At 41.5% G+C, this 15074-nt stretch carries 12 protein-coding genes; all 12 read left to right on the top strand.

All coding sequences use genetic code 11. From position 1 onward, the window contains the following. Positions 1-280 precede the first annotated feature (280 nt). The 12 genes from parE (at position 281) to galT (ending at position 14790) form a co-directional block, all read left to right on the top strand. Positions 281-2236: a DNA topoisomerase IV subunit B gene (gene parE, locus Hs30E_RS08480; protein ID WP_172209526.1), complete on the top strand. Its 1956-nt coding sequence runs from the start codon at positions 281-283 to the stop codon at positions 2234-2236. A gap of 7 nt (positions 2237-2243) precedes the next feature. After that, complete coding sequence (locus Hs30E_RS08485) at positions 2244-3587, top strand: TrkH family potassium uptake protein (RefSeq protein WP_172209527.1); 1344 nt, start codon at positions 2244-2246, stop codon at positions 3585-3587. Positions 3588-3758: 171 nt separating this feature from the next. Then, the gene (locus Hs30E_RS08490) at positions 3759-4412 is read left to right on the top strand and encodes a potassium channel family protein (protein ID WP_172209528.1); all 654 of its coding nucleotides are present in this window, start codon (positions 3759-3761) and stop codon (positions 4410-4412) included. Between the two features lie 25 nt (positions 4413-4437). Then, positions 4438-6885, top strand: coding sequence for a DNA topoisomerase IV subunit A (gene parC / locus Hs30E_RS08495; protein ID WP_172209529.1), 2448 nt, complete (start codon positions 4438-4440; stop codon positions 6883-6885). A gap of 52 nt (positions 6886-6937) precedes the next feature. Next, positions 6938-7396 (top strand): signal peptidase II, encoded by a 459-nt coding sequence (lspA, locus tag Hs30E_RS08500; protein WP_172209534.1) that lies wholly within the window; start codon positions 6938-6940, stop codon positions 7394-7396. Further along, complete coding sequence (locus tag Hs30E_RS08505; RefSeq protein ID WP_172209530.1) at positions 7386-8285, top strand: RluA family pseudouridine synthase; 900 nt, start codon at positions 7386-7388, stop codon at positions 8283-8285. The genes lspA and Hs30E_RS08505 overlap by 11 nt, the downstream gene beginning before the upstream one ends. 321 nt (positions 8286-8606) lie before the next feature. Continuing rightward, positions 8607-10142: a glutamine-hydrolyzing GMP synthase gene (guaA, locus tag Hs30E_RS08510; protein ID WP_172209535.1), complete on the top strand. Its 1536-nt coding sequence runs from the start codon at positions 8607-8609 to the stop codon at positions 10140-10142. A gap of 112 nt (positions 10143-10254) precedes the next feature. Continuing rightward, positions 10255-10434 carry a fructose-bisphosphatase class III gene (locus tag Hs30E_RS08515; RefSeq protein WP_267130243.1) on the top strand — a complete coding sequence of 60 codons (180 nt, stop codon included), beginning with the start codon at positions 10255-10257 and terminating at the stop codon, positions 10432-10434. 308 nt (positions 10435-10742) lie between these two features. Beyond that, complete coding sequence (locus tag Hs30E_RS08520) at positions 10743-11783, top strand: LacI family DNA-binding transcriptional regulator (protein ID WP_172209531.1); 1041 nt, start codon at positions 10743-10745, stop codon at positions 11781-11783. A 130-nt stretch (positions 11784-11913) separates the two neighbouring features. After that, positions 11914-12150 (top strand): GH36 C-terminal domain-containing protein, encoded by a 237-nt coding sequence (locus Hs30E_RS08525; protein WP_228462033.1) that lies wholly within the window; start codon positions 11914-11916, stop codon positions 12148-12150. A 1-nt stretch (position 12151) separates the two neighbouring features. Beyond that, positions 12152-13315 (top strand): galactokinase, encoded by a 1164-nt coding sequence (locus Hs30E_RS08530; protein ID WP_172209532.1) that lies wholly within the window; start codon positions 12152-12154, stop codon positions 13313-13315. Then, a complete protein-coding gene (gene galT, locus Hs30E_RS08535) occupies positions 13312-14790 on the top strand; it encodes a UDP-glucose--hexose-1-phosphate uridylyltransferase (RefSeq protein WP_172209533.1) in 1479 nt (492 codons plus the stop codon). The genes Hs30E_RS08530 and galT overlap by 4 nt, the downstream gene beginning before the upstream one ends. The last annotated feature ends 284 nt before the right edge of the window (positions 14791-15074 follow it).

A 15074-nucleotide genomic window follows, 5' to 3' on the forward strand; every position in this document is an offset into this window, starting at 1 on the left:
TAATTTACTGTGACGACCTCGACGGTTATGTTTTTCATGATAAGCGGTCTTAAGAAGACTGCTCATAGATTCAAAGGTTGGACGTTTAACGCCAACTAGACGTTTAAAATGGCTATCGCTGAGTTTGGTGAGGGATTCATAGTTCATGACTATAGTATAACATATTTTTTTATTTTTGGGAGAAGTCTAATAACTTTCCCCACAAAATTCATAAAAATTTTGCCAAAATCGAAAAAATAAGGTATCCTAGATAAAGATAGATTTAAAAGGAAAAAGTAAATTGACAATAGATATTAACAATTACAATGACGATGCGATTCAAGTTCTTGAGGGGCTTGATGCCGTCAGAAAACGTCCTGGTATGTACATTGGTTCAACCGATGGTATCGGTCTCCACCATTTAGTCTGGGAAATCGTTGATAATGCGGTTGATGAGGCTTTGTCTGGTTTTGGTGACGAGATTACTGTGACCATTCACAAAGACGGCTCGCTGACTGTTGCTGATAGTGGTCGGGGGATGCCTGTGGGCATGCACGCGACAGGGATTCCAACGGTTGAGGTTATCTTCACGGTGCTCCATGCGGGCGGGAAATTCGGTCAGGGCGGTTATAAAACGTCTGGCGGTCTCCATGGTGTTGGTTCGTCCGTTGTCAATGCCCTCTCAAGCTATCTTGAGGTTGAAATCACGCGGGACGGTGCGATTTATAGACAGCGTTTTGAAAATGGTGGCAAACCTGTGACAACGCTTGAAAAAGTTGGTAAGACAGCTAAGTCAAAAACAGGTACTAAAGTTCATTTTATGGCCGATGAGACGATATTTTCGACAACTGAGTTCAAATACACAACGATTTTTGAGCGACTCAACGAGTCGGCATTCCTCTTGCCAAATGTTACGCTAACATTGACCGATGAACGCAATGAAATTGATGGAAAGCCTGAAACAGCAAGCTTCCACTATGAAAATGGCGTGCAAGATTTTGTCGCTTACCTCAATGAGGACAAGGATACACTAACGCCTGTTATGTATTTTGCGGGCGAGGCTGAATCATTTCAAGTCGAGGTAGCCATTCAGTACAATGACGGCTATTCTGACAACATTCTCAGCTTTGTCAATAATGTCAAAACCAAGGACGGTGGAACGCATGAGGCGGGGCTGAAACTGGCGATTACCAAGTCGATGAATGAGTATGCTAGGAAAACAGGTCTGCTCAAGGAAAAAGACAAGAATCTTGAAGGCTCAGATTATCGAGAAGGCTTGACTGCGATTCTCTCGGTTCTTGTTCCCGAAGAACATCTACAATTTGAGGGGCAAACCAAGGATAAACTTGGCAGTCCCAAGGCACGTCCGATTGTTGACAGCATTGTCAGTGATAAACTTGCTTTTTTCCTCCTAGAAAATGCGGAATTGTCGCAAAATCTGATTCGTAAGGCAATCAAGGCGCGTGATGCGCGTGAGGCAGCGCGTAAGGCGCGTGATGATGCACGCACTGGCAAGAAAGGCAAGAAAGATAAAGGCTTGTTGTCTGGCAAACTCACGCCTGCCCAAGGGAAAAATCCTGCTAAAAATGAAATCTATCTTGTCGAGGGAGATTCCGCTGGCGGTTCTGCCAAACAAGGTCGTGACCGCAAGTTCCAAGCCATTTTACCCTTGCGTGGTAAGGTGCTTAACACCGAGAAAGCCAAAATCGGCGATATTCTCAAAAATGAAGAAATTAATACGATGATTTATACGATTGGTGCGGGTGTTGGTGCTGATTTTCAGCTTGCTGACATTAACTATGATAAAGTGATTATCATGACCGATGCCGACACGGATGGGGCGCATATTCAGACGCTTTTGCTGACTTTTTTCTATCGTTATATGAAACCACTGATTGAGGCGGGGCATGTTTACATTGCCTTACCGCCGCTTTATAAGATGAGTCAAGGCAAGGGCAAGTCTGAAAAGATTGAGTACGCTTGGACGGACGGTGAGTTGATGGGCATTCGTGACCATTTTAGTAAAGGTGCGATTCTTCAACGTTATAAAGGACTTGGTGAGATGAATGCTGATCAGCTTTGGGAGACGACGATGAATCCTGAGACGAGAACGCTGATTCAAGTGACTTTAGATGATGTGGCGCAAGCTGAGAAACGTGTGTCTGTCCTTATGGGCGACAAGGTTGAGCCACGTCGTAAATGGATTGAAAATAATGTTGAGTTTACGCTTGAAGAGAAAAGTGAAGTGATGTTATAAGATGATTTTGCCTCGATTTAGCAGCTTTTTCAAAAATCTTAAACCGCCGCAACTGATAATTCTCGGCTTTTTGTCGGTTATTATTGCGGGTTCGATTTTGCTTGCCTTGCCGCTTTCTGATCAAAATGGGCAAGCGACTTCTTATTTGGATAGTCTGTTTATGGCGGTATCGGCAACCTGTGTGACTGGTTTAGCCGTGGTCAATACTGCTGATCATTGGAACAAGTTTGGACAAGTTATTATTATGCTAATGGTTGAGGTCGGTGGTCTCGGATTTATGAGTTTTCTTGTTCTTTTGCTCAATATGACTGAAAAACATTCGTCTTTTAAGTCAAAGATGTTAATTCGCGATGCCTATAATTTCACGTCTTTTAGTAATGGTGTGGGCTTGGTCAAGTCGATTATCAAACTTTCTCTTGTGACACAATTGATTGGTGCGGTGCTGTTGAGTTTTGATTTTGTTCCTAAGTTTGGTTGGCTTGATGGTATCTGGTATAGTGTTTTTCATGCCATTTCAGCGCATTCAAATGCTGGATTTGACTTATTTGAAACCTCGCTTTTCGACTTTCGGGACAATTCTTATGTGCTGTCAATCATGAGTTTATTGATTTTGTCGGGTTCTTTTGGTTTTATCGTCTGGTTCGACTTACTCAATTTCCGAAAAACTCATAAAATGACACTTCATTCGCGTTTAGCGCTCCATATGACAGCGATTCTCGTGATTTTGGGAACATTTTTGTATAGTTGCCTTAATTTCAAAAATTTTGATGGGCATCCGATGAATTTTTTGGCGCAGAATTTTTTCCTCAGCATTACACCGCGTTCGGGCGGTTTCAGTTTTGGGAGTTATAGTACCTCGAGTTATGATAGTCTGCTTTTGACCATGATTCTTATGTTTATTGGTGGCACATCAGGTTCAACAGCAGGTGGGGTCAAAACGACAACTTTTGGCATTTTGCTCCTTGATTTGCGGACGATTTTCAGCAATCGGGAAAAGACCATTTACCATGAAAGGCGAGTTCCTCGCAAAACAATCAGCAGGGTTTATGAAATCATCTTTATTTATATTGCGATAATTTTCACAAGCTCTTTTGTTTTGCTGATTACAGAGCAATTACCACGTAATAATGGCATTGAGTATGTTTTTTTTGAAGTCATCTCAGCACTAGCAACAGTTGGTTTATCATTGGGCTTAACCCCAGAATTATCAATTTTTGGTAAAATTCTAATCATGTGTCTCATGTTTGTCGGTCGAATCGGCATTATGACCGTTATCTATGCCGCAAGTCGACATAATCGAATTGATGAGGAATTGATTCAGTATCCTGAGGAGGAGATTGTTGTGGGGTAGGGAGTTGTTGATGTTTATTCAACTTTTTAGAAAAATCTTCGGAATTTGAATTAATTTTATAGTTATTTAACGCGTATATTTTTAAGACACTAAAGAGGCGTTCCCAATCAATACTCGTTCAAATATAAAAATGAAACAGGTCTAATTCCTAAAAAATTGGAGAAAAATAGCATGAAAACTTTCTGTGTTATCGGTCTAGGGCGATTTGGTTCTAGTGTGGTAAAAAATCTGATTGAAGATGGTCATGAAGTGGTGGCGATTGATACGGATACTAAGAAAATTGATAATTTTAAAGATATTGCGACGCATGTTATGATTGCTGATGCAACGGATGAGCGCGTACTTAAAAATATTGAGATTGATAAATTTGACGGTGTTGTTGTCGCTATTGGCAAAAATATGCAAGCGAGTATTTTGACGACTATGCTAGTGGTTGAGTCGGGGGCGAAAAATGTTGTGGCAAAAGCGACGACGGATGTGCAAGTCAAAGTGTTGACGAAAGTTGGTGCGGGTAAAATTATTCAGCCTGAAAAAGATGCTGGTGAGCGGGTGGCTGATAATCTGGCTCACCCTGATATTTCAGATTATTTAGATTTATCAGCTGATTATTCTTTTGTCAAGATGAAGGTTAAAAATCCTAAGTTTGCTAATTTGACTTTGAATCAAGCGAATCTGACTCAAGATTATGGTGTTAATGTCGCTTTTATCAATAAAACGGACGGTACGGCAAATATCGGGAAACACGATACGGTTATTTCGATAGGCGACACGCTCTACGTTGTTGGCATTAAAAAGGATATTGAGAAATTCTCAGAAATTATTTAAACAATAAGAAAAGAAAAAAACTAAAATGAGTAATGTACAAAAACTTTCCCTTGAGGAGATTATGGGCGACCGTTTTGGGCGCTATTCCAAGTATATCATCCAAGAGCGGGCGATTCCGGACATTCGTGACGGGCTGAAACCTGTGCAACGGCGGATTCTTTTTGCCATGAATAAGGACGGTAACACTTTTGACAAGGCTTTTCGGAAGTCTGCCAAGTCCGTCGGTAATATCATGGGGAATTATCATCCGCATGGCGATAGCTCGATTTATGAGGCTATGGTGCGCCTGTCGCAAGATTGGAAAATGGGCGAAACGCTGATTGAGATGCACGGTAACAATGGGTCTATGGATGATGACCCGCCCGCAGCTATGCGCTATACTGAGGCACGATTATCTGAGATTTCGACTTATCTTTTACAAGATATTGACAAAAACACTGTTCCTTTTGCGTGGAATTTTGATGATACAGAAAAAGAGCCAACTGTTTTGCCAGCAAGTTTTCCTAATCTTTTAGTCAATGGCTCAACTGGGATTTCGGCGGGATATGCGACACATATTCCGACACATAATTTAGGCGAGGTTATTGATGCAACGATTTACATGATTGATCATCCGTCGGCTGATGTTGATAAACTCATGCAATTTATGCCTGGACCAGATTTTCCGACTGGAGCGATTATTCAGGGTAGAAATGAGATAAAAAAAGCCTATGAAACTGGTCGTGGCAAGGTTGTTGTTCGCTCAAAAACGGCAATTGAGGAGCTTAAAGGTGGTAAGAAACAGATTGTCATTACAGAAATTCCTTATGAATTAGTCAAGTCTGATTTGGTCAAAAAAATTGATGATGTGCGGGTTAATGCTAAGGTGGCTGGTATTGCTGAAGTGCGTGATGAATCTGACCGTGATGGTTTGCAAATTGCTGTTGAATTGAGAAAAGATGCAGATGCAGAATTGATTCTCAATTATTTACTCAAATATACGCCTTTACAAGTGAATTACAACTTTAACATGGTTGCGATTGACAATGCAACGCCACGTGAAGTCGGAATTGTACCGATTTTGTCAAGTTATATCAGTCACAAACGTGATGTTATTCGTGCGCGATCGGTTTTTGACCGCCAAAAGGCGGAGAAACGTTTGCATATTGTCGAGGGGCTGATTCGGGTGCTGAGTATTTTGGATGAGGTCATTGCGTTGATTCGGGCGAGTGAAAATAAAGCCGATGCGCGTGAGAATCTCATGGCTTCCTATGATTTTTCTGAGGCGCAAGCCGAGGCTATCGTTACTTTACAACTTTACAGGTTGACGAACACTGATGTGGTCACTTTGCAAACTGAAGAAGCGGAACTCAAAACGCGCATTACCACATTATCCGCTATTATCAATGATGAAAAGACCATGTTTAACGTTATGAAACGCGAGTTACGTGAGGTTAAAAAGAAGTTTGGGCGTCCGCGCAAATCGGTGCTGATTGATGAGGTTGAGACGATTGAGGTCGAGGCGCAGTCGCTGATTGCCAAGGAAGAAGTCGTTGTTAGCGTGACCCGCAGCGGCTATGTTAAGCGCACGACACCGCGCAGTTTTGGCGCATCTAAGCTGGACGAAATTGGCAAGCGCGAAGATGATGTGCTGATTTTCCATCAAAATGCGCTGACCACGCAACATCTACTCATGTTTACGTCTCTTGGCAATGTTATCTATCGACCAGTTCATGAGTTAGATGATTTGAAGTGGAAAGAGATTGGTACGCACAGCTCATCTTTGGTCAACAATTTTTCGCAAGACGAAGAAATTTGCTTTGTCCAAATTCTTGATGATTTTGAAGTAGAATCTCGCCAAATTTTGATTGCCACAAAATTCGGTTTAATCAAAAAAGTTGCCTTGTCAGATTTCAAACCTTGGCGGACTTACCGTTCAAAATCAGCCCAATTTGCCAAGTTCAAACAGGCTGATGATGCGGTTGTTGCCATTGATTTCGATAAAAAATCTGACGTTATGCTAGTGACACATAAGGGGTATGCACTGAGATTTCCGTCTGAAGATGTACCAGTTCTAGGTGCTAAAGCTGCAGGTGTCAAATCAATCAATCTTAAAGAAGTAGATTTTGTTGTTGCAAGTTATTTTGTTGATACGGACACTTTTTATATTTTAACACAACGTGGGGCATTGAAACGCGTGAAATTTACGGAAATCCCATCGAAAAGTCGGGCTGGTCGTGGTTTGCAGATTTTGCGTGAGCTTAAAAAAACACCTCATACTGTTTTCAAGTCAGGGACAGTCAAAGAGATTATCGGTGGTGATTTGTTTGCTGAAACTGATAGTGAAACACAGATTTTGCAGGTCATTTCGCAGACTGATAAACTTTTTGAGATTAATCTCCCAGATCTGCACACGCTTGATCGCACGTCAAATGGCTCGTTTATATTTGATGAATCAGTTGAGCTTGGTGTTAAATCAGCGAGAGTTAAATAAATCAGATAAGCAAGCAGAGTCTTGCTTTTTTTGGTATAATGAAAAGATGAAGTTGAAAAAAATAAGTTTAGCCCTCATGATTTTTTTTGGTATTGTCCTTGATCAATTAGTCAAATGGGCGGTTATAAAAAATATTGCCTTGGCAGAACAAAAAAACGGTTTAAAACATGTTGTGTCATTGACAAATCTGCATAATGATGGTGCGGCATGGTCAATTTTAGAAGGACAGCAATGGTTTTTTATTGTCATCACGATTGTTGCCGTTGCTGCAGCGACTTGGTTTTTGATTAGAAATCTGGAGAAAAACTGGTACGCCTTTGGCTTGTCATTGATTATTTCGGGTGCTTTGGGCAATTTCATTGACAGAGCGCGGCATGGCTACGTTGTGGATATGTTTCAGTTGGATTTTATTAACTTTCCCATTTTCAATGTGGCAGATATTTTACTGACGATAGGCTTTGTCGTGTTATTTATCGGCATTTTGACGGATAAGGATGAAAATGGAAATTAAAATTAAGGCAAAAAAGGCGGGTTTACGCCTAGATAAAGCGATTGCGGATAGCTCAAATGTTTCACGGACACAAGCCAATGACCTCATCAAGTCTGATGCTGTTTGGGTCAATGGTCAGCTGAAAAAAGCCAAATACAAGGTTTTGGAGAATGATATTGTGACATTTGACCTCCCAGAGCCCGAAGTTTTGACTTATGAACCAGAAAATATTCCGCTTGACATCATTTATGAAGATGAGGATGTTGCGGTGATTAACAAGCCACAGGGCATGGTCGTTCATCCGTCCGTTGGTCACAAAACAGGCACGCTGGTCAATGCGCTCATGTATCATATGGCAAATTTGTCTAGCATTAACGGTGTCATTCGCCCCGGCATTGTTCACCGCATTGACAAGGATACGAGCGGTTTACTGATGGTTGCGAAAAATGACGTGGCGCATGAGTTTCTAGCTAGCCAACTCAAAGCGCATACTTCCAAACGGCGTTATCTCGCCATTGTCCATGGTAATCTGCTCAATGACCGCGGTGTAATTGAGGCGCCGATAGGTCGCAGCGCTAAGGACCGCAAGAAACAGGCTGTTATTGCGGGTGGTAAGCATGCGCTGACTCATTTTGAAGTTTTGGAACGTTTGGGTGCCTATACCTTGGTGGCGCTAGAACTTGAAACAGGGCGCACACATCAGATACGTGTCCATATGGCTTATATCGGTCATCCAGTCGCAGGAGACCCCTTGTATGCCCCAAAAAACACACTTAAACAAAATAATGGGCAATTTCTCCATGCACAAGTGCTAGGCTTTGAACACCCAACGTCGCATGAATTACTGACATTTGAAATTGAACCACCGACATTGTTTACAGAAACTTTAGAAAAATTAAGGCAGGTTTGACTTTTAATAGGATACTGATGACAATAAACGGACGGCTTTGATTGCTGCCAATCTGGTTGATTATTATATGGTGGATGATTTCGCTGTTAGCTTAAATTTATAAACCAAATAATGGTGCAAACAACCATTATTTTTGGTAAAATAGTCATATTGGATAAAATTTAAAAACATGATACTAAAAAGCGGTGCGCCATAGGCGCAAACTTTCGTAGAAAATTAGGGGTTTGTCGTAAACAAGCGCAACTTGTACGGCTAAACTGTCTATTTTCCTAGAAAGTTAGCTTGAAGTTTAAATAAAGGAGTTTCACTTTGACAACTGATATAGACAATCTGCAAAAGATTATCGTACTTGATTATGGTAGCCAGTACAACCAGCTGATTACGCGCCGTATTCGTGAGTTTGGCGTTTTTTCTGAGCTGATGAGCCATAAAATCACGGCTGATGAGGTTCGTGCCATTGCCCCTATCGGGATTATTTTCTCGGGTGGGCCAAATTCCGTTTATGATGATGGCGCTTTTGGCGTTGACCAAGCCATTTTTGAGCTCGGGATTCCGATTCTGGGCATTTGTTACGGTATGCAGCTGATGACTGACCGCTTGGGCGGTAAGGTTGAGGCTGCTGAAAATCGTGAGTATGGTAAGGCGATTTTGTCGCATACGGCAAATGCTGAGCTGTTTACTGATACGCCAGCTGATCAGCAAGTTTGGATGAGCCACGGCGATCTGGTTACAAAGTTGCCAGAAGGCTTTGAAAAAGTTGGTACATCTGCCGATTGTCCGATTGCAGCGATTCAAGACGAACACCGTCATTTTTATGGCGTACAGTTTCATCCTGAGGTGACTAATTCACTTTATGGCAATGATTTGCTCAAACACTTTGCACTTGATATTTGTCAAGCGCGTGGCGACTGGTCAATGGATAATTTCATTGACATGCAAATTGCGAAAATTCGTGAACAAGTGGGGAATGGACGTGTCGTTCTTGGTCTTTCTGGCGGTGTGGATTCATCAGTTGTCGGCGTTTTGTTGCAACGGGCGATTGGAGACCAGTTGACCTCAATTTTCGTTGATCACGGCATGCTCCGAAAAGGCGAGGCTGACCAAGTTATGACAACTTTGGGCGGCAAATTTGGTCTCAATATTATCAAAGTTGACGCTAAAAAACGTTTTCTTGATAAATTGGCAGGCGTTGCTGACCCAGAACAAAAACGCAAAATCATTGGTAATGAGTTTGTTTACCTGTTTGATGACGAGGCGACCAAGCTCAAAGGTGCTGAATTTCTTGCGCAAGGCACGCTTTACACGGATGTCATTGAATCTGGCACGGAAACGGCACAGACGATTAAGTCGCACCATAATGTTGGCGGATTGCCAGAAGATATGCAGTTTAAGCTCATTGAACCCTTAAACACGCTCTTTAAGGACGAGGTGCGCGCACTTGGTACGCAACTTGGTATGCCAGATGAAATCGTCTGGCGCCAGCCTTTCCCAGGTCCTGGGCTTGCGATTCGCGTGATGGGCGATATTACTGAGGAACGTTTAGAGATTGTTCGCGAGTCTGATGCCATTTTGCGTGAAGAAATTACAGCAGCAGGTCTTGACCGCAGTATTTGGCAGTATTTCACGGTCAATACAGGCGTGAAATCGGTCGGTGTCATGGGCGATGGGCGGACGTATGACTATACCGTTGCCATTCGTGCCATTAACTCAATTGACGGCATGACCGCAGATTTTGCGCGCATTGACTGGGACGTTTTGCAGAAGATTTCCGTGCGCATTGTCAATGAAGTGGCGCAGGTCAATCGGATTGTGTATGATATTACGAGTAAACCACCTGCTACTGTTGAGTGGGAATAAGAAAAATAAGCCTAGAAACCTTTATTTATATGAGGTATAGGCTTTTTTATGTGAGGAGTGCAGTAAATGACTAATATTTTTTCACACCAAATTTTGCCAATACCTTTTTAAAATTGTGCCCCATGCACCATTTACCTCAAGCAAAGAACTTTTAGCCAAAGGCAAGGGCAAAGAATCTCTCAAATATTTTCTGGAAGAAAAGCCCAAACGTCGTCTGATTAAAGATACGACTATTGGCGATAGGTTGCGGGCAAGTATTGCTGATTTGACGGAATTGTTAGAATATATGTGATTGAGTTTAAAAACGTGATTAATGCGTTTTTTTGTTTACTAAACATAATAAATATAGTAAAATAAAGCTATAAGGCAACTCTAAAAACTCAGATTCGCCCATTTTTGTCAGCTCATAAAATCGCTGACAGGAAAAGATGTGCTAAAATTTCCTTAGTCGTCGTCAATCCTCTTTGACTTGCGCCAGCAAGCCTTCGTCGAATTTCCTAGCCTAAGAAAATTATGAACAAAAGCAAATCTCTTTGCGACGAATAATCGCAGGAGCAGTTTTTAGAGATGCCCTTAAGAAAATCGAGGATAAAGACAATTATGGCAAGTATCAGAGAAATTGCAAAATTGGCGGGCGTATCGCCAGCAACAGTATCGCGAGTTTTGAACGCCGATGAAACGATGAGCGTTGCAGCAAGTACCAGAGCACGAATTATCAAAGTTGCCAATCAGCTCAATTACCATAAAATAGAAAATTTAGGGCCAAAATCGCCTAAACAGTCTAGTAAATTGTCGATTGCGCTAATCAAAATGCACTCATCACAGCGTGAAAATGACGACCCTTACTTTCGGCAGATTCAAGAGGGAATGGAAGTTGAGGCAAATGCTTGGAATTTTCGACTTGAAACGCTGAAATTAGGCGAGTTTAAACTCAATCAGCTGGCGCAATACGGTGCCATTATTGTCGTTGGTGCTTTTACGGCCGATGCTTTAGCAGAAATTTTTGAGGTCAATCACAATCTAATTGTCGTTGATAATTATTTTGCTAGTTCGCGCTATGACCTCGTTCATCCAGATTTTGCCAAGCGTACAGAGCAAGTTTTAGATTATCTTTATGCTCAAAATCATCGTAAAATCGCTTTTATTGGCGGCGAAATTGGGACTATTGATTTGACTGGCTGTAAAAAAAATAAAATAGTAGATGTTCGGACCACTGCCTATGAAAATTGGATGAAAATTCATGGTTTATCTGATAATATTCGGATTAAAACTGGTAATTGGACGATGGCATTCGGCTTGACAGCGACAGATGAGTTGATTGACGAGGCAGCAGAGGGTCTACCGACAGCAATTATTTCAGCTAGTGATCCGATGAGCGTCGGTATTTATCGGGCGCTGCAATTGAAAAAAATCGCAATCCCAGAAACGATTTCGATTTTCAGTTTCGATGATATTGAAGTGGCAGGTTATATGTCACCACCCCTTAGTACCGTGCATATTGACAGTTTGGAGATTGGACGAGTTGCTATTCGACTTGCCAAGGAACGTATTTTAGACAATCGAACAAGTGCCTTGCGTGTCGAAGTTGCCTCAGAAATCATTGTGCGCGAGAGTGTCATGTCATTAAACTTTGAAAAATAATCTCATGAGAGGTTATTTTTTGATTTATCTGTTGACAACGTTTTCATAAAGTTATATAATTTATTGAGTAAACGTTTAGTAAATCAGAAAAAAGTTAGTTGTTGCTGAGCAAGTTAAGTTTTATCGGTTATTGTCGCCTTTTGTCAATGTTGACAAATCACAGGCAATTGGCTTTTATTTCCAAAAGTATGCTGATAGTAACGGCTCTCTACATACTTTAAAATTCACAGGTTTTGATGAGTCGAAAATTTATCAAGTGAATGAATCAGAAATCTATGGTGGCGATGAATTGATGAACGTTGGCATTTATCCATTTCTGGTCAGCGATTACCAAAGTCTCAAATTTCTAATAAAAGAGGTAAAATAACATGAAAAAAGAAGTAACTGAAAAATTTATTGACCTGTTTGGCGATGACAATCTGTCCAATTATTTCTCGCCAGGTCGAATCAATTTGATTGGCGAACATACGGATTATAACGGCTGCTATGTTTTTCCCGCTGCCATTAGCATTGGAACATTTGGTGTGGCACGTAAACGTACAGATAGTTTAGTAAAGGTTTACTCGCTGAATTTTGATGAGATTGGTATTATCGAATTTTCACTTGATGAACCGCTTGAAAATACAGCAAACTCGCATTGGGGTAACTTTGTCAAAGGTTATTTATTCATGCTCAAACAGGCTGGACACGAGATTTCACAAGGCTTTGACTTGGCTATTGAGGGGACGATTCCAAACGGTTCAGGTCTGTCATCATCAGCCTCACTAGAACTTTTGGTTGGCACGGTTGCTAATGACCTTTACGATTTGGGATTGGATAAATTGACCTTGGTGCAACTCGGTCAAAAAGTTGAAAATGACTTTATCGGTGTCAATTCTGGCATTATGGATCAATTTGCCATTGGCTTTGGTGAGCTTGGCAAGGCGATTTTGCTAGACACCAATACGCTCAAATACGAGATGGTGCCAGCTGAATTTGGCGACTACAAAATTGTAATCATGAATACCAATAAACGCCGTGAGTTAGCAGATTCTAAGTACAATGAACGCCGTGCGCAATGTGAGGAGGCGCTGAAACGTCTGCAAACGAAACTTGACATCACAGCCCTCGGACAGTTATCAGAAGAAGAATTTGAATCAAACCGTTGCTTGATAAATGACGAGATTCTCGAAAAACGTGCCAAACACGCTGTTTATGAAAATGGTCGTACACTCAAAGCCAAGGCAGCGCTTGTTGCGGGCGATTTAGTGACATTTGGTCAGTTATTAAATGCTTCACATGAGTCGCTGAAAACTGATTATGAAGTAACAGGAATCGAGCTTGACACCTTGGCTGAAACAGCGCAAACTTTGCCGGGGGTACTTGGCGCTCGTATGACTGGTGCTGGTTTTGGCGGTTGTGGTATTGCACTTGTTAATTCTGCTGAGATTGATAATTTCACAAGCGCAGTAAATGCTGTTTACCTTGAAAAAATCGGCTATGCTGCTAGTTTTTATGTGGCGACAATCGCAGATGGAGCTAGAAAACTATGAATTTATCACAAGCAGTTGTTGATTTTGCTGAACTTGCTATAAAAACTGGTGCTTATGATCAGCTAGATCGCCTTTATTTGCAAAATCTGATTTTGGATTTGATTGGTGAGACAACCTTGGCAGAAAATATTAAGCCATCTGGTCAATCAGATTCGCTTATTTTGTCAGATTATCTCTGCACAGTTGCCAAAAAAAATGCTAAATTTGATGACCTAAGGGCAAATGAGGAAATTTTCCAAGCCAAACTCATGAATTTTCTGACACCAACCCCCTCAGAAGTCAATCGCATTTTCAAGGAAAAATATGCCATTTCTGCCAGTTCAGCGACAGATTATTTCTTTGACTTGTCAAAGAAAAACGATTATATCAAAACACGTGCCATTTCAAAAAACGAACATTTCTATGCTAAAAGTTCGTATGGCGACCTCGAAATCACGATAAATCTTTCTAAGCCTGAGAAAGATCCCAAGCAAATCGCAGCGGAGAAAAATGCTGTGCAGTCGGCTTATCCGAAGTGTTTGCTTTGTGTTGAAAATGAGGGCTATGCGGGGCGGCTCAACCACCCTACGCGGACGAATCACCGCATTGTGCGCCTTGATTTAGTGGGCGAAACTTGGGGGTTTCAGTACTCGCCTTATGCTTATTTTAACGAGCACTCGATTATTTTGGCTGAGGCACATCGCCCGATGAAGATTGCTCGGGTGACTTTTGAGCGATTGCTTGCCATTGTTGACAAGTTACCGACTTATTTTGCTGGCTCGAACGCTGATTTACCGATTGTCGGCGGCTCGATTCTCAGCCACGACCATTACCAAGGTGGTCGTCACGATTTTCCTATGGCAAAGGCTGAGCTGAGAAGTCAGTTTGCTCTGCCCGATTTCCCAAACGTCCGTGCTGGCATTGTCAACTGGCCCATGAGCGTGATTCGTTTGACAGCTGAAAAGTCGGCAGATTTGGTCGCTGCAAGTACTTTCATTTTGGAAAAATGGCAGCAATATTCAGACGACACCGTTGCTATTGTCGCAAGGACAGCAGATGGTACACAACACCACACGATTACACCTATCGCTCGCCGTCGCGGTGCTGATTTCGAGCTTGATCTCGTTCTCCGTGATAATAACACGAGTGCAGAATTTCCAGACGGCATTTTCCACCCGCATGCTGAAGTTCATCATATCAAACGTGAAAATATCGGCTTGATAGAAGTCATGGGACTTGCCATTTTACCTGGACGTTTAAAAACCGAGCTTGAAGTTGTCAAAAATTATGTCAAAGGTCAAGCAGTCAAAGTCGCTGATTACCATCAAACTTGGGCAGATGACCTAAAAAATGCTTACCAAGGCGAAAAGATTGATGACTATATCCAAAATGCGCTCGGCAAAGCCTTTTTAACTGTGCTTGAGCACGCGGGCGTTTTCAAGGATACAGACGAGGGGCACGCCGCATTTGCGAGATTTATTGCTGAATTGAGATGAGGATGAGACTATTTTGGAAATCTAATTATATTTACTAACTTTACTAAAAAAAGGGCATTGTCTAGTCTTCAAATAATTTTTAATAAAGCTAAACATTCTCTTGGTATGGCAGTGGCTAATTTTGAAATGCTCATTGAGAGATAATATGATCAATTCATGTCAAGCGAAATTGAAAATGTCCCAAAAAAAGTCTAAACATGAGTTACATTTATAAAGCAAAATTTGCTTTTAGATTCCATTTTTGATATGATTTAGTTATGATTTAGGCTGAATTTTCAGCTTGA

The sequence above is a fragment of the Pseudolactococcus hodotermopsidis genome (genome assembly GCF_011170085.1).
GTDB lineage: Bacteria > Bacillota > Bacilli > Lactobacillales > Streptococcaceae > Pseudolactococcus > Pseudolactococcus hodotermopsidis.